The sequence below is a fragment of the Cytobacillus pseudoceanisediminis genome, from assembly GCF_023516215.1.
Classification (GTDB): domain Bacteria; phylum Bacillota; class Bacilli; order Bacillales; family Cytobacillaceae; genus Cytobacillus; species Cytobacillus pseudoceanisediminis.
In genome coordinates this window covers 1,902,221-1,922,367 of record NZ_CP097349.1, presented here as the reverse complement: position 1 = coordinate 1,922,367, position 20,147 = coordinate 1,902,221, and the positions used below count along the sequence as shown (strand labels likewise).

Here is a 20,147-nt window from a genome sequence, read left to right as displayed (position 1 = left end):
GGCCTTTTTGGTGTGCTAATTACGAAATCATCCCTCGTCGAAACATCTCCGCAATTGCCTGTGTCCGGTTTTGAGCTCCCAGTTTCCTAATAGCTGTTTTAATATACTGGTTGATGGTGACTTGACTGATAAACATGGAGTCAGCCATTTCTTTGATGCTTTCCCACCCAGGAAATCCTTTTCATGACCTCCATTTCTCTTCTGCTTAATAGCCGGGCATCTCCATTTCCTTCCGTTTTTTCAAGGGTTTTTCCTACGTGTTGACCAAATTGTGTATAAGAAGAAAGCTGCTGATCAGATATTTTTCCGTGCTCATCAAATTCGTTTGTGCAAATATAGCCGATAGGAACGGCACCAAAGCAGATGGGGATAGCCAGGAAGGAGTTGACATTGGAAGTTGTTATGTATTTGATGTTTATTTGCTTAAGGTACTCGATCCCAGAACAATATTTTGCTTTTCGTTCATAAAGGGCGGAGTAAATGAGCGGCAATGAACGAATATCATCCCTGATATCTCTGATATGAATTAATCCGTGGCACGTTATTGCGATGATTCCTTCACCAATAAAACCTAAAGGTGAATACCGGAATAAATGGGCATTCTTTACAGGGAAAACGTTCATATAAACCTCTAGAATTTTATACAGCTTTTCCTCATGACTATCGACATCCTCTAAATTCTGGATATTATCCAAAATGGTAGATTCTAATGCCATATTAACAGTTTGACCCGCTGCGGGATGAAGGGGAAGCCTATGCTTAACGCTTAAAAGAAGCAGGCGTCCCGGTCGAAGCCAAACGGTATGACGGCATGATCCATGGCTTCTTCTGGATGCCAGGTGTACTGGAGCAGGGAAGAAAATCGATTGAGCAGGCGGCAAATGCTTTAAAGCGTGTGTTCCAGGGGAGTGTCGCTTCGAAATAATATATGCAGATTGGACACTTCTGATTGAAGGAGTGTCCTTTTTTGTGTTAGTTTTGTAAATTAATTACTTGCCAGATTTTCTGAAGAGCTCATGGCGACTAAAGGAATTAATACGGTCGCCATGGAGGGCTCATGACGACGAAAATGCAAGAGAGGGAAAGAAAACGGTCGCCAAGGAGCGTTCATGACGACGAAAATGCAAGAGAGGGAAAGAAAACGGTCGCCAAGGAGCGTTCATGACGACGAAAGTGCAAGAGAGGAAAAGAAAATGGCCGTCATGGATGGCTCATGACGACGAAAATACAAGAGAGGAAAAGAAAACGGTCGTCATGGAGGGTTCATGACGACGAAAATGCAAGAGAGGAAAAGAAAATGGTCGTTATGGAGCGTTCATGACGACGAAAATGCAAGATAGGAAAAGAAAATGGTCGTCATGGAGGGCTCATGACGACGAAAATGTAAGAGAGGAAAAGAAAACGGTCGCCATAAAGCGTTTATGAAGACGAAAGCGAAATCGGGGAAAAGAAAACAGTCGTCATAAAGAACAGAGATCAAAAATATCCAGCAAACGAGCTGCCACTGCCATTGTGGGGTAATCTTTTTAAGCTTCCTCCTATCTATTAAGATACATTTCCACAGATGGCGGGAGACAGGTCTACTGCCTGTTTCTATTAACCTATAGAAAATCACTGGTGATTTCACTATAATAATAGAAACTTTAATATCGAGGTGCAGCATGATCATTGGGAAAATAATTAAGTTTTACAGGGAACGAGAAGGCCTAACTCAGGGTCAGCTGGGAGAAGGGATTTGTTCAGTAACCCATTTAAGTAAAATTGAAAGGGGGATTACCGAATACTCCGGGGAAATTACACACCTCCTGGCCAGGAGGCTCGGCATTAATCCCGAAGAAGAAATACTTCGATATCATCAGCTTGCAAAGAGGCTGGATGAATGGCATGAGAGCATGATCATGCAGCGAATACAGGAATCAAAACAGATAAAAAAGGAGCTGCAGGTTGAAAAACTGATTCATATGCCAGATTTTCAGACTCTATATGGGCTTCTGTCAGCAAGGTTCTATTTATCTGTGAGTGATTTGGAGTCAGCCTCAAAATTAATCTCGGATCTTAATAAAGCTTCCGCTGCCTTTTCGCCTCATGATGCGAATCTGTTGAAACATATCCAGGGCATCTATTACTTTCTTACAGGTCAATACCGTGACTGCATCAGCTGTTTAGCTTCCATTGACAGAGATCAGTACAACTATGATGAATACTATTACCACCTAGCGATTGCTTACCATTCCATCCATTCAAATATTACAGCCTATTATTACGGGAAAAAGGCTCTTCAATATTTTCAAAGAACCTTAAATATTCTCCGCATTATAGACACAGAAATGCTGCTGATTGTTCAGCTAAATGCCAAAGAACTACATGATTTTAATGAAACAAAGGAAAAATATGAACAGTTAATTAAGTTATGTGATGCGTGTAATTCAGGTGACCGGAAATCCAAGCTTTATCATAATCTGGCATTCGAATATTTTCGCCGAAAGAAATACAGGGAATCAGCAGGCCTTTATGAAGAAGCACTTAAGCTTACTGCCGAAAATGCTCCTCACTATTTAACTGCTTTAGATGGTTACATTCATACCTGTTATAAAGGAAAACTTCAGGCCGGCAGTGCGCTAATAAAATTAGCTGAAGAGGGCATGGAGAGGGCAAAAGCAGCTGATTCATTTACCTGGATTTACTTTCAGCTTCATCTCTATCTATTGAAAAAAGAAGAACAGCAATACTATCAATTTATTGAGGAAACAGCTTTGCCGTACTTTAAGAAAATTGGCTATGGCATTTTAATCGACCATTATGAGAAAAAGCTTTTCCATTTTTATTCAGAAATAGGTGAGGCACAAAAAGCAATTGAGCTCGCCCGTTCTTTTATACAGAAACAAAAAAGCTATTATGATCACGAGTAACCTTTTTTCGCAATGAAAAAAATGAGACTGCATTCTTATGCTGTCTCATTTTTCATTGACTGTTTATGCATCCTTTTTTTAAACATTTTCGCATTTGTTCCTATATAAACACCTGTCAGAACAAAGGCTGCCCCTATTCCATGAGCCATGGTGAATGTTTCACCCAAAAAGACCGTAGCCATGATAACGGCAGATACAGGCATCACATTAATAAAAATTGAGGCTTTGGCCGCACCGACCTCTTTAATTCCGTTATAATACATGACAAATGAAACCACGGTAACAAAAATGCTCATATGGGCTATAGCAGTCCATGTCGTCATGCTGGCTTGCTGGATATCCATCCACGATGTTTCAGCAGAAGCGAATGGCAATAGAAATAAAGTTCCATAGGCAACTGCATAAGTAGTGGACTCCACTGAGCTGAATTTTTCAAAACCACTTTCCCCACAACACTATAGATGGCCCAGCTGACCACAGCTCCCAGCAATACGAAGTCAATGGGTTCAAAGCCATATTGGAAAAGCTTAAGCAAATGGCCATCTGTTATAATAAACACTACACCTGTCAAAGCAACGGCCATTCCAATGATATGATTTTTTGTTATCTTTTCTTTTAGAAATAACCCTGATAAAAGGACAATCAGCACCGGGTTTGAAGCAATAAATAATGAGCTTTTAATCACGGGCGCATGCTTTGTGGCCAGGAAAAAACAAATATTATATAAGGCAATTCCGGTCAGGCCCAAAAGAGCAAACAATCCATGATCTTTCAAATTCGGTCGTTTCCGGTCTTTTTCCATGATCCACATGAGCGGAAAAAGCAAAATGGCAGCTCCCAAAAACCGCAAAAAAGCAACTGTTGCAGGTTCAAAGCTTTGAACAGCAAACTTGCCGGCAATAAAAGCGCTGCCCCATGTAGCAGTAGCCAAAGTCAGCATTCCATAAATAAGCCATAATCTCTTTTTCAAACAACTCGCCTTCATTTCTGTAAAATTTTATAAATAGTATTATAACACCTTTTTCGGAAGGCGAAATAGTTAATTTTTATTAAAGACTTATCAATTTTAACTTTAGGAAAAAAAGAAGAGGGGAATATGTTGGTTTTTGTCACACTTTATCGATTTACAGCACAAAACAGTTCTTTATTCTTAGTCACATTACCACAATTAACAAAATGATCTCCTGAATTAGCTGAAAATTCATTCTTTTTTCTCTGTCTAGGGACAAGCCCATCCCGTATCATTTCTTTAGAGTCCCGAATAAAGGGGCTAATAGAAAGGGTGAAATACATATGAAGAAACCGGCAGTGAAAATCGCATTGCTGACAGCATTTCTTGTTATGCTGTTCTCCACACTTTCCTTTGCGGCAACCGTACCAGGAGGGCCATCTACAAATGGAAACACAAGTATTAACAGCATGCTCTCCTACGAAGATGTCGTGAAAACGCTCAACGGCATTGAGCAGGCAAGCAAGGGGAAGGTGGAAGTTTTTACACTCGACCGCTTCGGCAAATCAGAGCAGGGCAGAAGCATTTATGTCGCCAAGGTTGGAACCGGGGAGAAGAAAATCTGGATTCAGGCTCAAATCCATGGAAATGAAAAGCTGGTTACAGAGGCAGCGCTTCAGCTGTTAAAAACTTATGCGAGCAACAATTCCAAAGAGGTACAGACCGTTCTGGAAGAGTCCACACTATACTTCATTCCAATGTACAATCCGGATGGAGCAGAAATGAATACCCGTGGTACAAAGATTACGGAGACAGGACAATTACTGGATTTGAACCGGGATTGGTCTCCAGAAGGCGGCTTTAAAGCCAAAGAGTCTAAAGTCGTTTATTCCTTTTGGGCCGAATTAAAACCTGACTTTGCAATCGATTTGCATCATCAAGGCTTAAAACAGGTTTATGGAACAAATGAAGCTACTTCATTTTCACTCGGTATTTCCCTTGCGCCGAATGGACCAACATTGCCTGCATACAAAAACTACAATGATGTGACAAGACAAATGTTGGCATATGTCTACGATCAAATGAACGGATACGGCTATACCCATATTGACCGCTACCAGATTGTTGATAGTGAAAAACAGGTAGGTTATGATATCGACATTAAAGGCGGAGTCGTTTCAGCTATGATGATGGGGTTGAATTATAGTGGTTTAAACCCGGAAAATCACAGCCATCCAGCAGTATTTTTTGAAACAAAAGGCAATTCAAGCGATGGCAGCCTGGGGCAGAAATCGAATGGATATTTAACAAAACAAAACTATTTAGCTTTAAAATCCTTGATATATGGCTATGTTACAGGTGAAGTAAATGATGTGGATCCTGAGAGTTGGAATAGTATCCCGGCCTATCCTTTAGCAGGCTACTGGACAGATTATAATGGGATTGTTCCTGCGGAATCATCAGGCTTTTAAGTTAATAAAGAAGAAGCTGGTCATGGAGCCAGCTTCTTTTTATCTGTTGCTCTTCTTCACTGTACTCTCTGCAACCATTCCTCTTACATCCTGCGCCACTTTATTAAAAGCCTGATTTACCCGATCCATCAAAATATCCTGGGAAGTGCTGTTTCGATTTTCAATTCCATCATTAATATCCTTTTTCATTCTGATCACCTCCATAAAAAATATTTTTTGTATAAGGTAATAAAATATTCTTCAAAGGAATCTAAAAAGGAGATGAACTAAAGCTTGGGCTTCTAGTATGATTGTAGAAAGATATTAACGGGGATATATCGCCAAATGTCTGGGCAGGACATAATATACTGGTAAAAAAATTTACAATTACTGCATTCATTGTATACACTAAGAATGATTATCAATTAAAAAATAAAGACGATTTGGTATATAAATAACGATTACCGCGGAAAGGAGGGACCAAGATGTGGCCATTTTCATCCAGCAAACAGAACAAAAATGCCGTCGATGCAGCCAGTTATATTTCCATTAAAGAAACGACGGAAGAAGCAGAAATCGATAAGATGGTATCTAAGCTGGAACAGATTTTTTCAGCACATCCAGGGAAATCGTTATTTTGTGCATTGGTTCTGACCGCTCAACAGGAGATTCTCTTGGGCCATTGGCAGGGAAGATCCTCAAAGAAAAGAACATTCCCTATCCAGTGTATGGGACTTTGAAGGAGCCTGTTCACGCATTGAATATCAAAAAGGTTCTTAAAGAAATCAAAGAAACCCATGATGAACCGTTTATATTTGGCATAGATGCCTGCCTCGGAGACGAGCGGCAAATCGGCTATATTTTAATAAGGGAGGGGTCGTTTATTCCAGGAAATGCAGTGAATCGGGCTCTTCCGAGTGTGGGTGATTATCATTTGAAGGCCATTGTCAACACGCTTGATCCATTATCACCTGTAAATTCCTTAAATAGCACGAGATTATACCTGGTTTTAAAACTGGCTGAAATCATTGCGGAAATCATTTCACGTGTAGCGGTAAATGACCGTACTTCCAGAGGAGTGATTGAAAAAATGAATGTTCCGTAAACATAAATTGGGTAAATCAGCCAAAAAATTGCTGTACCCCGATAGGTAAGATATAATGAGCGTAAGGATACCAAAGAGAAAGAGGGAAAGGGATGGGGAATAACTGGACGGAAGATAATCTGATCTCGATACGCGAGAGGGTTTATCTGCATATTAAGGATCTTATTTTGGACGGAGAATTTAAAGCGGGAGACCGTCTGGTGGAACGAGAACTTGCTGAGAGATTAAGTATCAGCAGGACACCAATTCGGGAAGCGCTGTTCCGCCTGGAATCCCAGGGGTTTGTTAAGACAGTCCCAAGAAAAGGCGTAATTGTTGCCGATATTTCCGAAAAGGAAATTATCGAAGTGTTTACCATTTTATCATCACTTGAAGTACTGGCTGCAAAATTGGCTGTTCAAAAGCTGGATAATGATATGGAAAGCAAGTTCACTGCCAGCATAAAAAAGGTCGAGGAATACTTGAACAATCCTGAAGAGGATGCTTCTGAATTACATAGGGAACTCAATCATCTCCTATACAGCTCCGCCAAGAATGTGAAACTTTATGAGATGCTGAGCGGATTATCCGATTACATTCGCGCATTTGCCAAAATCGGGCATAAAAACCCGGGCAGGGCAAAGAAATCAATGGAGGAGCATTTGAAAATTATGGAAGCCATCGTCAATAGAGAAATGGAAATGGCTGAATATCTGACCAAAATACATATTGAAAACTCCAAAAAAGCATATATTGAAGCGGTGCAGCAGAGTGAAAAGAAAAATTAAGAAAGAGCAGAAGCTCTTTCTTAATTTTTACACTCCAATCACAAATGGCGAAGTTAAATTTTTTAAAACCTTTGCCACACTCATGGCGACAATCGGACTGGATTTTGGATTTTCCTCATAAGGAACATTCGATACGGATATCTCCACTTCGCCAAAATAACCCTTTGCCTTGATGGTATGTTTGTTCGATTGGATAGTTGGATCAGCATAGACTTTTACTTTAGTATCTTCGAAGCCGATTCCTGCAAGGCTAAGGGCCGCTGACACATTCACGCTCTGCGGAAACAGCTTGGATGACTCCCGTGCATTCCCTTCATAAATACAAAATGGTTCAGTCAGCGTATGTAAATCCACTTTTTCTTCCGCAATCGTACCTTTCCAGCTGCGGGGATGCTTTCTTGTAATTAAGGTAATATTTTCAATTTCCCCCAATGAACCTGCTGCAATCCGGTCCAGACCGGCGATAGCAGCAGACGGGATAAAAATCTGCCGGTTATGCTGCTTGGCCGCGGTCTGCAGTTGTTCATAAAAACCGGAGTCTCCCAATGCTCCTACGGAAAGCACCACAAGATGGCTTCCATTTGCCAGCACTTTCTCCCCGAACATATGTATAGCCTGATGACCCGCTGCTTCTATGATAATATCTAAATCCCCATTAAAAAATTCTGCTTCATCTGATGTTAGAGCAAATGTTTTTTTATCAGCATGCTCTGCTCCCTTTTTCTTCTAACCAGTACAGACTTTAATTCCACGTCGCCAGCATGACCGGCTTCAATTAATTCCGAAATGGTTCTCCCCAGCGTTCCATAACCGATAATTCCAGCTTTAAGCATATTTATCACTCCTTCTTGGGAATCACCCCTAAAAATTAGGAATTTATAAATCGGTATACTATATACTTTGTGCAATTTTATTCTAGATTTTAACTTAAATCCATAAAGAGAGCAATATATTTTATAGAAAATATTAAAACATCTAAATTTTCAAAATTATTTGCACAATATTTATTTTTAGTGTTATTATAGTATACAAGTTTAAAATAGTGAAAATGGGAGGTGGTCTACCAGAGGAAGTAAGGCTGATCTTTAGAACTGTATTTCTGAAGGAGCATAAGTAAATAGTATTGGATGATTCGGCTGGCGAACTCACATATCACAAACACATCGAAGATTGTCGCTTTTTTGTTTTTTGCTTAGTTTGGTATACAATCCACAAAATGCAGTATGCTTTTTGGAAAATGTTTCAAAACCTCCTGAATAAGCCAAGTGTTGAGGTATTACATATTCAGCTGTAGATAAACAGATCATGCCTCCTGCAATCTGTCTTTTGCAATTTATTTATAGAGAGATATTTTTAATACGAAAAACGGAGGGGAATATATGGAGTTAACATTTGCTCATTGGGTCTATGCAATTGTTACTGTGTCTGTAATCGCAACAATGCTTTTTAGAAGAGGCGTTGTCTTGCCGGTTATCATCGGAACTTTCTTTGTGGCAGTCATCTATAAAGGAAGTCTGATCGCCGGCTTCCAGGCGGTATTTAACGCTAATCTCCTCGCAGCAAAAGAGTTGTTCAGTATATTCTTAATCATTTCCCTTATGATCGCGCTTCTTAATTCTTTGAAAGACCTGGGAGCTGATAAAAAGCTTATCGGCCCGATTGAGAAGGTAATGATCAATGGGCATGTTTCCTATTTAGTATTAATGGTTACTACCTATGTAATTTCACTCTTTTTCTGGCCGACTCCTGCTGTCCCGCTTATCTGTGCATTGCTTGTCCCGGCAGCGGTCAGGGCTGGATTGCCTGTGATGACGGCTGCCATGGTCATTGTCATTGCGGGCCAGGGAATGGCGCTCTCATCTGATTATATCATGCAGGTAGCACCGATGCTAAGCGCCAAAGCAGCTGGAATTGATAAGGCACTGGTTGCTGATAAGACATTGGTTCTTTCCATCATTACAGGAGTATGCGCATTAGGCTATATTTATTTGGCACATAGAAAATCTATTGTTAAAAATGGACACCATGACTCCTCGCTAAACCCTGAGGATTCAGCATTTTTTGGTGTAGCCAATGAGCTTGCGGCCACAGCTGAAGAAAGTGCTGAAACTATCCAGAGAAAAAATACATGGGGAAAGGTCTTTGCCGTAGTAGTGCCCTTATCCATGCTGGCTGTTATGCTCTATATGTTCTCAACAAAGCTGGCGGGTGGATCCGGATTTGAAGGAACAGATGGAGCTGCCTTTATCGGAGGGGTAGCGACACTTTTATTGGTGCTCGCCACCGTGGCATTTAATCGCATCCATGCCTTGGATAAAATTAGCGAGCATTTAACTGAAGGATTTGTTTTCGCCTTCAGAGCGATGGCCCCCGTTATTCCAATAGCAGGTTTCTTCTTTATGGGAAGCTCGGACTTCACCGGCACGATACTATCCCTGGATGAAAGCGCTGCCAAGCCTGCGTTCTTGTTTGATATGATACAGGCAGGACAGGCTTATATTCCGGAAAATGCCTTTATTGCCGGTTTTGGTCTTTTAATCGTCGGTCTGATCACTGGTTTGGATGGTTCAGGCTTTTCGGGGCTGCCGTTAACAGGTGCCTTATCGGGTGCTTTGGCAAATGGAAGTCATATCGATCCTTCAACATTGGCAGCGATCGGGCAGATGGGTGCCATCTGGGGCGGAGGAACAATTGTTGCCTGGTCTTCCCTTGTGGCAGTAGCAGGATTCCTTCAGCTTTCACCGCTGGAACTGGCCAGGAAAAACTTTATCCCTGTTGTCGCCAGCCTTTTTATCGCCACATTAATAGCTATTTTAATCTGGTAAAACAGTAATCTTGAAAAATAAAAGGCTATCCTGCAAAGTTAGAATAAACTAACTTAGAGGATAGTCTTTTTTTCAGAATAGGAGGCATTTGATGAAAATAGGTTTAGCAGGGATTGGAAAATTGGGGACTGCCATGATGACTCACTGGCATAAAGCAAACCTTCCAATCGGCATTTATCATCCCGACAGATTAAAGGCAGAACAATTTGCTGAAAAGTTCCCTAACGGACGCCCTTTAAACGATGACGAACTGAAACAAATGGATATAATTCTGCTCGCTTTGCCGGCCGGAAAAGTGATTTCTTTCATGGAAAGCATGTTTCCTGTGGAGTCTTCAGTTGCTTTCATCAACATGGCGACTGCACTTCCAACGAAAGGCATTTCAGAAAGATTCCCTTCCTTCAAGGTATATGGATTGAAGTATATGGGGCATTCGAGAGATTTAATGGAGAATGGAAATGGACTGTTTATTTCAGAGGACCAACTGCCAGGTCCGATAATAGACCTTATCAAGCCATTGGGGGAAATCGTAAAGGATAGTGAAGGAAGATTAGTAGAAGTTAACAAACTGGCAACATTCTTTGCCATAAAGACAGCTGTCGAAATCGAGAACGAATTTATCAGCAAAGACTATCCGCCAGCTTATATTAAAAGAGCTCTTGCCTCCCTGGCACCTGAAGTCATCCGCTCTTACAGTCAAGGCACCCTGGGGCATTTTGCACAGGAGGTCGTGAAAGAAATAAAGGAATCCACTAAAAAAGCTGCTGATTAAACTAGTTGATCAGCAGCTTTTTCTATTAGAGTAATCTTTCCAGTAAAAACAAATAGAACATCACACAAGCAACATAAACTGCCGCGAAGGGCATATTCCAGTTGGAGACTTTATAGGAATCGACTTTGATAATGTTTGACATGAGGCCAAGAGTGGCATTATAAGGACCCACTAAGAAGGCGGAAACAGCCCCAGACAGCATCGCAACTGTCAGAATGTGAGGTGAAATTCCGATGTCTGCCGGGTTGACGCCTTCAATCATCAATGCAAGTGAGACGGCTGGATGAAGGCCCAGAAATGCCAGCCCTAAAGGGATCAAAGGCAAGATGATCAGGAAAAATTCGACCCCAGCCACATTTATAAAGGCTGCAATCCAATCGTAAAGGACTTCATTTGCATTCGACAAGTTCATGGCTGAGATAAAAAAGCCTGTTGATAAAAAAATGAAAAATTGATCCTTCATGCTCAAGGCGAAGGTATTAAAATGCTCAGCAAGCTGTTCGCCAAATTTTTCCCTTTTTTTAATAAAAGAGACCAGCTGAATGCGAATGGAATAACGATTAAAGAAACAAGAATTAAGAAAGGCAAAGATAGCTGCGTCTCAGCTAGGGATACAAGAACATTAAAAATTGCGATGGCTATCAGGATTTGAAAAACTCTGCCAGGCCGGCCGGCATAACCTGCTTCCAGGGCTGCAGCCGTTTCATGCACAGTTACTTCGCCGGGCTGGGGGAGTTTCATAGGCTGGGACTGACGGGAACCAATAAACCAATCCATTGCTAAACCCAATATGCTCAGCGGAATGACATAGGGGAGGATGGATACCCAGCTGACTCCTGTCATTGTAATCACAATTCCCACAATAGGCGTAACAGGCGCCCAGATTAATGGCATTGCAAACCCCCTTGAAATCGCTCTGCTCATGAATCGTTCCTTGTTACGCACCGGAAAGCTCCCGAGTGCCGGCCGGATTGAATAATACGTCATGGGAAGAGTGGCAAGATTCATGAAAATGCTAAAAAAGTAAGAGATCCCCGAAGTCATCATATATAAATGACCAGATGTTTTTACCCGATTTTGGATAATGGCCTGGATGCCTTCCCCGTATCGCCCAAGTTTAACCGGAATCCCCAGTATCGGTATTAACGTAAACATGGTAAGCAGATCAAGCATTGGTCCAAAGGCAAGAATATATTGCTGCCAGTCTGAGCCGCTTGTCCAAAGCAGCACAGCACCAAAAGCCAGGAATACGCCCCCAAGAATCTGTACAAATCTCTTCGCAAGCCTGAATGTTAAAACTACTATGATAAAACACAAGATAGAGAGGAGGGGATCGATATTCCATTGCGGAAGTAAAGTGGACAGCAAATATAAACCAATCACGGTCAAAAATAAAACTCTCAGCATATCAACACCCTCGCGATCTTAAATGAAATATATGGTAAAAAGTAAATTGTATACCAAATTTTCACTTTTTCTTTATTTATTCAAAAATCAGCCACATTTCTATTGTTATTTTGGTATTTGGTATACAATTTTGTTGTGAATCTCAAAAATTCATAATATAATAATGATAACAGGTTAGAGAAAAAAGGAGGACGCCCCGATGTTCCATTTTCTATTTGGATCCAAATATGCAATTGAGAAAACAGAAAGAAAATTAGCCCGTTTGAGAAGAACTTTAAAATTCTAGTAAAGCCGCCTTATCTTTGGCGGTTTTTTCAATAGTATAAGAAAGTTAGAATTATGAACACAGAAAAATGTCAAGTGCAAGAAGCCTGCCCCCTGACAAGCCGCTTCCGCTTTTTTTATGAACAGGAAACCCGGAAGAAGAGCGGCTTCCTCCGGGTTTAGTAATAACATTTATACTGCTACTTCATCAGATTTTACCAGTTTGGAATGTATGGAGTCTTCACTATTGCCGGATGCCTTTACTATTTCATCCAGTTCTTCTCTGGCTGCTTCCAGCGTTTCAAACCGCTCAAAAAATTTAACACCTATATGATTTACATACTCTTTTCCTTCATACTCTTCATAAAGCTGGATTTTCATATTCTCATCCAAAACTTCCGCTATTGTGTACTTAGCCTTCAGCTTTTCGAAAAAATAAAAATGATATGTCTCAACCGGCTTTAGACCCTCATTTTCAAGAATGGTCTGGAAAGTATCTTTATTTGTTAATACAATATATTTACCCATTTAAAACACTCCTTTAGTTTTATTTGAACTTAGTTGCAAATGCAGAATTGCTCATATGTAGCTCGAGAGCATACCTCCTTCTATTTGGAATATTGTATACCATTTGTCTTGAGCTTATTTTATACTAAGATTTTGAAATATTCAATAATATATTCTAAATTTTTTAATAATTCAGCGAAAAGTTTATCTATTGTTCATTAAAGAGGAAAAGGGCGAGAGCCAACTGGGAGATTAACGACCAAATTAATCACACACAAGGAAAAATGTTAGTTAATGCGGCCGAATCACGACGAAAATAATTAAACTCAAAGAAAATGGTAGTTAACCTCACAGGATAACGACCAAATTAATCGCACACAAGGAAAAACGGTAGTTAATGCGGCCGAATCACGACGAAAATAATTAAACTCAAAGAAAATGGTAGTTAATCTCACAGAATAACGACCAAATTAATCGCACACAAGGAAAAACGGTAGTTAATGCGGCCGAATCACGATGAAAATAATTAAACTCAAAGAAAATGGTAGTTAATCTCGCTGAATAACGACCAAATTAATCACACACAAGGAAAAACGGTAGTTAATGCGGCCGAATCACGATGAAAATAATTAAACTCAAAGAAAATGGTAGTTAATCTCGCTGAATAACGACCAAATTAATCACACACAAGGAAAAACGGTAGTTAATGTGAGCGAATCACGACGAAATAATTAAACCCAAAGAAAATGGTAGTTAATGTAGCCGAATCACGACGAAATTAATCGCACTCAAAGGAAAATCGTAGTTAATCCAGTAAGAGACACCTACCTATATCCGCCAAACACAAAAAAATAAAAAACGAGTTTGCTAATCTTCCCGAAAGATTGTATACTTTGAAAAAGTATCAAAATCTTTAGAATTAACTGAAAGGGGTAATATTATGCCGAAGGTAACGCTTCATGTGGATGGAGAGATTGTGGAAAAGCAGGTAAAGGATAATGCCAATTTGGTTGTCCTTGCAGGGATCCGCCAGTTTCCCGAATTAAAATATGGTTGCGGCATGGGAAGATGCACAAAATGTACGTGCATAGTATTAAATGGGGGAGATGATCTCGCTCCGCCAAATTGGAAGGAAGAAAAAATGCTTGGCGACAAAGTGAAAGAAGGGTATCGGTTAACCTGTCAAATGACGATCCAAAACGACATTGAAATATCCCAGGAAAACATCTCTGTAAAGCCCCCTAAGAAGACTACTGCAGTTATTACAAAATAGTTTTTTATTTTTATTTATTATTGGTATACAAAATACCTAAAATAAGCGGGGTATCAAGAAATGAATTGTTATGATCTTACTAAAATGACTTGGAAGGAAGTCGAGAAATCACTAGACACAGTAGAGTTTGCCATAATTCCTGTTGGAGCACATGAGCAGCATGGTCCACATATGGCCGAAAGCTGTGATGCGGTGCTTGCGGAGAGAATGGCTAATAAACTGGGGCAGAGAATGTTCCCATATGCTATTGTGACGCCGACTGTTAACATGGGGGTTTCCGAGCATCACATCCATTTTCCCGGTACAATAACACTTCAGCCTTCAACTTTGATTGCCATTCTTACAGACATGGTTTCCTCACTGAAACAGCATGGAATCAAGAAGTTTTTATTTTTGAATTCACATGGCGGAAACCAATCTACACTGAATTTGGCCGCCATGACTATCACCAAGGAACTGGAAGTAGAAGTCTACTATGCAAAGACCACGTCATCTGCAAAGGGATCTATCGGGAAATATGTAAAATCCCCTTTATTTGGCCACAGCTGCGAACGGGAAGTGTCTGAAGCCCTGTATCTTGCTCCTGAACTGGTAAGAGAGGACCTCTTGGAAAAAGGAGATATCAAGGAAGGCGGAAGATGGGAAAGGCTCCGGCCTGGGAAAGCTGTCCAGGGATTTTACTTCTATGAAGAAATGACTGGAAACGGCTGTATAGGTGATGGCCGGCAAGGGAGCAGGGAAATCGGAGAGCAAATCGTTGAAGAAGCCCTGGATAATCTGTCTGCAGAACTTTCCGAGCTGCTTGATCTTAAAGAAGAGCTGCTTTATTAGTTACTTACAATCTATCATACGATAAAAATTAATCTTTAAAAAATTCTAAAAATTATGTTTACAATTCAAAAAGAATAGGTTATGATTTCATTAAGGTATACCAAAGACCAAAAAAACAAGGTAATATAAGGTTGTAAATTAGCAACCTATTATTTTTTAATAAGTTTTGGTATACAAAATATCAAGTGCCAATAGGCTACATAAATTTCGAGGAGGAGTTTACACATGCCAGAATTATTATCGAAAGATGAATTTCGCAAAGAACTAGAGGAAGCCATTAAAGGAAACCATAGCCAGAAAGCTCCATTCACTGTAGCTTGGGCTGAAGGAAAATTGGAAAGAAAGCATTTTGCCAGATGGGCAGAAAACCATTACCACTATGTTGGACCTTTTGCTGACTACTTAGCATACATCTATCACAACACTCCAACCGATCCAAAATTTGAAGCAGCAAAAGATTTCACACTTCAAAACATGTATGAAGAAGAAATTGCGGCAGACCGCCATACAGACTTGCTGATTCGCTTTGCGGAAGCATGTGGAACAACCCGCGAACGAGTAATCAATCCAGAAAACATGGCTCCAACAACATTAGGCCTGCAAAGCTGGTGCTACGCAGTAGCTGCCCGTGAAAACTTCGTTGTAGCAACAGCTGCTCTAGTTGTCGGCCTGGAATCCCAGGTTCCGGACATTTATCGAAAGCAGACTCCGGCTCTCCGTGCACAATACGGATTCACGGATGAAGAAATCGAATTCTTCGATCTTCATATCGTATCCGATGAAATCCATGGAGAACGCGGCTACAAAATCGTTTTGGACCATGCAGATACTCCTGAATTACAGCAGCGCTGCCTTGAAGTAGTCCGCACAGGTGCGAAAATGCGCCGTATGTACATGGATGGCTTATGGAGGGAATATCTTGAACAAGATCTTGGTTCTTTAGTAGAAGCAAAATAATATGTAATATCCAGGCCGTCACACTAAATCTTGTCCTTCGAGGTCTATGTGGCGGCTCTTTCTATAATAGGAGAAGTTGTCTCAGGAAAGAGAGAAATTAACAGAGAGTAAGGTGATAGGTTTGATTACAACAAAGGTAGAAACATTCAATAACTATATTAATGGTGAGTGGCAGGAATCCGCGAGCCAAAAGAAGTTTTATAGTGTGAACCCTGCAAATACAGAAGATGTTGTCGGCGTTTTTCAGGCATCCACTGAAACCGATGTGAAAGAGGCAATTGAAGCTGCCAGTGAAGCTTTCCCTGGCTGGGCAAAGACAGCTCCATCAAAGCGTGCTGCCATTTTAAACAAGGCCGCAGCACATCTCGAAGAAAATGCTGCCCAATATGCAGAAGAACTGACAAGGGAAGAAGGAAAGCATGTCAATGATGCGAAAAATGAAGTGCTGCGCTCCGCACAGACACTTCGCTATTATGCGGTCGAGGGACAAAGCTTCACAGGTGAAACCTTCCCGAATGATGATCCAAATATGAGAGTTTCGACAGAAAGAGAGCCGCTTGGAGTGGTAAGTGTGATCACGCCATGGAACTTTCCAATCTCCATTGCTGCGAGAAAAATTGCTCCGGCATTAATTACTGGAAACACAGTGGTGTTCAAACCTTCTTCAGATACCCCTCTGATTGCCGTGCGGCTTGTTGAAGCGCTGCACGAGGCCGGTATACCAAATGGCGTTTTGAACTTTGTTACTGGGAAGGCATCTGATGTTGGTGATTTACTGGTCACCCATCCTGCAGTCAAGGCTGTCACTTTCACTGGCTCAACAGCTGCAGGAGAGGACATCCATAGCAAATGCTCTTTCACCACCCGCACTCAAATGGAACTTGGAGGAAAGAACCCGCTTCTAGTTATGGAAGATGCTGACCTTGATCTTGCCGCTGCATTAACAGTGAATGGCGGGTTTTCTTTAACCGGGCAAGCCTGTACAGGAACAAGCAGAGTGATCGTGATGAACGAAGTAAAAGATGCATTTTTGGAGAAATTGATTGAAAAAACAAGCGCCCTTAAAATTGGCAGCGGGTTTGAAGAAGGAGTTAAGATCGGCCCGCTTGCAAATGAAAGACAGCTGAAAAATGTCCTGAAGTATATTGAGGTTGGCAAAGAAGACGGTGCGGAACTAGCATATGGCGGTGAGCACCTCACATCAGGTGAATATGAAAAAGGATATTTTGTGCAGCCGGCCATTTTTACTAATGTTAAGCCAAATCACCGCATTGCCAAGGAAGAAATCTTTGGACCTGTCATTGCCGTGATCGAGGCAGATACATATGAAGAGGCCGTTGCGATTGCCAATGACGTTGACTATGGATTGTCTGCTTCCATTGTGACAACTAACTTAAAAACAGCCAGCCGGTTTACTAAAGACATTCAGGCAGGCACGGTAAAAGTGAATCGGACAACAACCGGCAACTTAATCAATGCACCTTTTGGCGGATTAAAGCAATCCAGCACCGCTACGTTCCGGGAATCGGGAAGAGTGGGCCTGGAATTTTTCACTCAAGTGAAAACCGTTTATATTGGCTATTAAATCAGAAGGAGAATGATGATGAAAACAGCTCTAAAACTTGAATTGGAAGAAGCAAAATTGATGATTGAAGCAGCAAAGGTAAAATCAGCGGAAATCAATGTCTTTGAAACCATTGCAATTGTCGATGACGGAGGAAGTGTGATTGCCCTGGAGCGCATGAATGGAGCAAGAATCACCGGGCCAGAAATTGCAATTGCCAAGGCTTACACAGCAGCCGGCCATAAACGCTCCACCCATCTATTCAATAAAGAACCGAACGGGCCTGCCCTTCCAGGCAATGAGGCATTTGGCATCCAGCATATGCTTAATGGCAAATTTGCTGTGTTTGTCGGAGGGTTCCCAATTGTTGTTAATGGGGAAGTCGTTGGCGGAATCGGCATCAGCGGAGGAAATGGAGAGCAGGATACGGCTGTTGGTATCGCTGCATTAGAAGCCCTTCAATCCCACGTGGAAAAAGACGGCTATGAAGTTGTAACCGAAGCAGATATTAAAAAATAATAGAAAGGGACCTCATTCGTTATTAATAGGTAGCGGAATGAGGTCCTTCTTCAGTCAATAACACCTAAATAAGGGGAGGATCGCATGAAGCCTTATCTTGAATTGGCAATTGGATTTGCACGCACCGGCGTGACAGGGTATGGAGGAGGTCCTTCGACAATACCGCTGATTGAATTTGAAGCAGTTAAGAAATATAAATGGATGACGGAGGAGGAATTCGGGGAGATTCTGGCATTAGCCAATACGCTGCCAGGACCGATTGCAACGAAAATGGCTGCCTATATCGGCTACAAAGTCAAAGGCAGCATGGGTGCCGCAGTAGCTATCCTTACTCATATCCTTCCTTCTATTATTGCCATGCTAGCCTTGCTTGGCGTTTTATACTCTTTTCGCCAGTCCCCGATTGTCAGCGGAATGGTACAGGGAGTGACACCAGTCATTGGCTTTATGCTGGCAGAGATGGCCTATCGTTTCTACCAGAAAGGCAGCCAGGGCTTAGGGCTGCCAAAAAATCTTATGCTGGCTGCCGTATCACTGGTATTTGTTCAGTTTTTGGAATGGCATCCCGGTATTTTAATTGCGATAGTCTTAAGCACAGCATTTTATATTGCCCATCGGAAGGAGCAGGCGAATAAAAAGGCAATTGAAGAGTACATGCCAGTAAGGGAGAAAAGTTCATGATATATTGGGAGATCTTTTGGGCATTTTTTGTAGCAAATCTATTGGGTTACGGAGGGGGACCCGCAACGATCCCGCTCATTCAAATAGAAGTAGTGAACAACAATGGCTGGATGACACTCACTGAATTTGGGGATGTTCTCGCCATTGCCAATGCGCTGCCGGGTCCCATTGCAACAAAAATGGCTGGATTCATCGGCTATGAATTAGGCGGGGTTTTAGGGGCGGCAGTGGCTTTGGCAGCTACCATCCTGCCATCAGCGCTGGCAGTCATCGTCCTGTTTAAGTTTGTTAATCTATTCAAAGATTCCCCTAAAGTAAAGCTAATGACCAAATCCGTGCAGCCGATCATTGCTGTCCTCCTGGCTGTCATGGCCTACCAGTTCTTTTTGACAGCCTTTGAAAACAGCGGAATGCTGCATCTTGTGCTTCTTGCAGCCGTTAGCTATTTAACATTAATTAAATTCAAGGTTCATCCTTCGCTTGTTATATTTGGAGCTTTATTTTATGGAGGAATCTTTTTATCTTAAGTTATAAAAATAGGAGGTGGAAAAATGGATAGAACATGGGAGGAAAACAACTTAATATCTATACGCGAACATGCGTATTTGTACCTGAAAAGACTCATTTTAGAAGGAGAATACCAGGCAGGAGACAGACTGGTAGAAAGAGAACTTGCAGCCAAGCTAAACATTAGCCGCACACCGATTCGGGAGGCTCTGTTCAGGCTGGAATCTCAAGGTTTCGTGAAAACAGTTCCCAGAAAAGGGGTTGTCATCTCCAATATCTCAGAGGATGAAGTATTGGAGGTATTTACGATTCTCTCTTCACTGGAAGTGCTGGCTGTAAAATTGGCAGCACAAAGAATGGATACAAGTACACAAAAAGAACTGGATCTCAAAATCAAGGAACTAATGGAGCTAAGTGAACAGGATGAAGAAAACTTCAATTCCGAACATATTCAAATGAATAGGCTGATTAATAAGGCATCCAAAAGTCCAAAACTATATGAAATCCTATCAGGCTTGATCGATTTTATTCATATGGCGGCCAATATGGGATATGAAACACCAGGAAGAAGGAAGGACTCATTAAAAGAACATATCGATATAATGAAGGCACTGCGCGATAAAGATGCCGAAATAGCTGAATACCTGATGAGGATTCATATTGAAAATTCGAAGAAAGCCTACATGGCGTATATAAACAGTGTTAAAAAGAGGGACCTACTAAAATTTCAACAGCAAAACGTTTATGAATGAAAGTAAAAGAAAATAATGAAGCATCCTTCGGACAGGAGAGCAAGGAACATTAGGAATAATGTTCGAACTTGGGCGACCTTCGGACAGTAGAGGAAGAAACCGGAGGG

The 20,147-nt window shown here is 41.3% G+C and carries 23 protein-coding genes and 1 pseudogene; 15 read left to right on the top strand and 9 right to left on the bottom strand.

All coding sequences use genetic code 11. From position 1 onward, the window contains the following. Positions 1-19: 19 nt before the first annotated feature. Positions 20-136: a LuxR C-terminal-related transcriptional regulator gene (locus tag M5V91_RS10275; RefSeq protein ID WP_232292460.1), complete on the bottom strand. Its 117-nt coding sequence runs from the start codon at positions 134-136 to the stop codon at positions 20-22. Positions 137-140: 4 nt separating this feature from the next. Beyond that, positions 141-716 carry a helix-turn-helix transcriptional regulator gene (locus M5V91_RS10270; protein WP_251175185.1) on the bottom strand — a complete coding sequence of 192 codons (576 nt, stop codon included), beginning with the start codon at positions 714-716 and terminating at the stop codon, positions 141-143. Between the two features lie 945 nt (positions 717-1,661). On the opposite strand from M5V91_RS10270, the gene M5V91_RS10265 reads away from it, so the two are divergent. Beyond that, positions 1,662-2,909, top strand: coding sequence for a helix-turn-helix domain-containing protein (locus tag M5V91_RS10265; protein WP_071158424.1), 1,248 nt, complete (start codon positions 1,662-1,664; stop codon positions 2,907-2,909). 35 nt (positions 2,910-2,944) lie between these two features. On the opposite strand, the pseudogene M5V91_RS30945 reads toward M5V91_RS10265, so the two are convergent. Continuing rightward, positions 2,945-3,849 (bottom strand): annotated as a pseudogene (locus M5V91_RS30945) (DMT family transporter). 353 nt (positions 3,850-4,202) lie between these two features. Here M5V91_RS30945 and M5V91_RS10250 point away from each other — a divergent pair. Beyond that, the gene (locus tag M5V91_RS10250) at positions 4,203-5,330 is read left to right on the top strand and encodes a M14 family zinc carboxypeptidase (protein ID WP_251175186.1); all 1,128 of its coding nucleotides are present in this window, start codon (positions 4,203-4,205) and stop codon (positions 5,328-5,330) included. Between the two features lie 39 nt (positions 5,331-5,369). Here the strand turns inward: M5V91_RS10250 and M5V91_RS10245 are convergent, their stop codons facing one another. Then, positions 5,370-5,519, bottom strand: a complete 150-nt coding sequence (locus M5V91_RS10245) for a hypothetical protein (protein WP_157380156.1) — start codon at positions 5,517-5,519, stop codon at positions 5,370-5,372. Positions 5,520-5,794: 275 nt separating this feature from the next. Between M5V91_RS10245 and M5V91_RS10240 the strand changes: the two genes are divergently transcribed. From M5V91_RS10240 to M5V91_RS10230, 3 genes are all read left to right on the top strand, one after another. Continuing rightward, complete coding sequence (locus M5V91_RS10240; protein ID WP_284522323.1) at positions 5,795-6,049, top strand: hypothetical protein; 255 nt, start codon at positions 5,795-5,797, stop codon at positions 6,047-6,049. Further along, positions 5,947-6,414 (top strand): spore protease YyaC, encoded by a 468-nt coding sequence (yyaC, locus tag M5V91_RS10235; RefSeq protein ID WP_284522084.1) that lies wholly within the window; start codon positions 5,947-5,949, stop codon positions 6,412-6,414. Before M5V91_RS10240 ends, yyaC begins: the two co-directional genes overlap by 103 nt. 92 nt (positions 6,415-6,506) lie before the next feature. Beyond that, positions 6,507-7,181, top strand: coding sequence for a GntR family transcriptional regulator (locus tag M5V91_RS10230; RefSeq protein ID WP_009330455.1), 675 nt, complete (start codon positions 6,507-6,509; stop codon positions 7,179-7,181). A gap of 27 nt (positions 7,182-7,208) precedes the next feature. Here the strand turns inward: M5V91_RS10230 and M5V91_RS10225 are convergent, their stop codons facing one another. Further along, entirely contained in the window at positions 7,209-7,820 is a 612-nt protein-coding gene (locus M5V91_RS10225) for an aspartate dehydrogenase (RefSeq protein WP_369425986.1), read from the bottom strand. A gap of 41 nt (positions 7,821-7,861) precedes the next feature. Beyond that, positions 7,862-8,014: a hypothetical protein gene (locus tag M5V91_RS10220; RefSeq protein WP_284522083.1), complete on the bottom strand. Its 153-nt coding sequence runs from the start codon at positions 8,012-8,014 to the stop codon at positions 7,862-7,864. Positions 8,015-8,560: 546 nt separating this feature from the next. Between M5V91_RS10220 and M5V91_RS10215 the strand changes: the two genes are divergently transcribed. After that, on the top strand, positions 8,561-10,006 hold the full coding sequence (locus M5V91_RS10215; RefSeq protein ID WP_009330453.1) for a hypothetical protein: 1,446 nt from the start codon (positions 8,561-8,563) through the stop codon (positions 10,004-10,006). Positions 10,007-10,097: 91 nt separating this feature from the next. Then, positions 10,098-10,778, top strand: a complete 681-nt coding sequence (locus tag M5V91_RS10210; protein WP_251264604.1) for an NAD(P)-binding domain-containing protein — start codon at positions 10,098-10,100, stop codon at positions 10,776-10,778. A 25-nt stretch (positions 10,779-10,803) separates the two neighbouring features. Here the strand turns inward: M5V91_RS10210 and M5V91_RS10205 are convergent, their stop codons facing one another. The 3 genes from M5V91_RS10205 to M5V91_RS10195 all read right to left on the bottom strand — a co-directional run bounded on the left by M5V91_RS10205 (position 10,804) and on the right by M5V91_RS10195 (position 12,977). Next, positions 10,804-11,241 (bottom strand): hypothetical protein, encoded by a 438-nt coding sequence (locus M5V91_RS10205; RefSeq protein WP_284522082.1) that lies wholly within the window; start codon positions 11,239-11,241, stop codon positions 10,804-10,806. A 2-nt stretch (positions 11,242-11,243) separates the two neighbouring features. After that, complete coding sequence (locus tag M5V91_RS10200) at positions 11,244-12,185, bottom strand: hypothetical protein (protein WP_284522081.1); 942 nt, start codon at positions 12,183-12,185, stop codon at positions 11,244-11,246. A 456-nt stretch (positions 12,186-12,641) separates the two neighbouring features. Further along, entirely contained in the window at positions 12,642-12,977 is a 336-nt protein-coding gene (locus tag M5V91_RS10195) for a hypothetical protein (RefSeq protein WP_009330450.1), read from the bottom strand. A gap of 919 nt (positions 12,978-13,896) precedes the next feature. On the opposite strand from M5V91_RS10195, the gene M5V91_RS10190 reads away from it, so the two are divergent. The 8 genes from M5V91_RS10190 (at position 13,897) to M5V91_RS10155 (ending at position 20,040) form a co-directional block, all read left to right on the top strand. Continuing rightward, positions 13,897-14,229 (top strand): 2Fe-2S iron-sulfur cluster-binding protein, encoded by a 333-nt coding sequence (locus M5V91_RS10190; RefSeq protein ID WP_009330449.1) that lies wholly within the window; start codon positions 13,897-13,899, stop codon positions 14,227-14,229. Positions 14,230-14,289: 60 nt separating this feature from the next. After that, positions 14,290-15,060 (top strand): creatininase family protein, encoded by a 771-nt coding sequence (locus tag M5V91_RS10185; protein WP_009330448.1) that lies wholly within the window; start codon positions 14,290-14,292, stop codon positions 15,058-15,060. 225 nt (positions 15,061-15,285) lie between these two features. Next, a complete protein-coding gene (locus tag M5V91_RS10180) occupies positions 15,286-16,017 on the top strand; it encodes an iron-containing redox enzyme family protein (RefSeq protein WP_019382771.1) in 732 nt (243 codons plus the stop codon). A 76-nt stretch (positions 16,018-16,093) separates the two neighbouring features. After that, positions 16,094-17,602 carry an aldehyde dehydrogenase family protein gene (locus M5V91_RS10175; RefSeq protein ID WP_284522080.1) on the top strand — a complete coding sequence of 503 codons (1,509 nt, stop codon included), beginning with the start codon at positions 16,094-16,096 and terminating at the stop codon, positions 17,600-17,602. Positions 17,603-17,620: 18 nt separating this feature from the next. Then, positions 17,621-18,100, top strand: coding sequence for a GlcG/HbpS family heme-binding protein (locus M5V91_RS10170; RefSeq protein WP_019382769.1), 480 nt, complete (start codon positions 17,621-17,623; stop codon positions 18,098-18,100). An 84-nt stretch (positions 18,101-18,184) separates the two neighbouring features. Then, positions 18,185-18,781 (top strand): chromate transporter, encoded by a 597-nt coding sequence (locus M5V91_RS10165; protein ID WP_019382768.1) that lies wholly within the window; start codon positions 18,185-18,187, stop codon positions 18,779-18,781. Beyond that, the gene (locus tag M5V91_RS10160; RefSeq protein ID WP_019382767.1) at positions 18,778-19,308 is read left to right on the top strand and encodes a chromate transporter; all 531 of its coding nucleotides are present in this window, start codon (positions 18,778-18,780) and stop codon (positions 19,306-19,308) included. The genes M5V91_RS10165 and M5V91_RS10160 overlap by 4 nt, the downstream gene beginning before the upstream one ends. A gap of 24 nt (positions 19,309-19,332) precedes the next feature. Next, positions 19,333-20,040, top strand: coding sequence for a GntR family transcriptional regulator (locus M5V91_RS10155; RefSeq protein ID WP_019382766.1), 708 nt, complete (start codon positions 19,333-19,335; stop codon positions 20,038-20,040). The last annotated feature ends 107 nt before the right edge of the window (positions 20,041-20,147 follow it).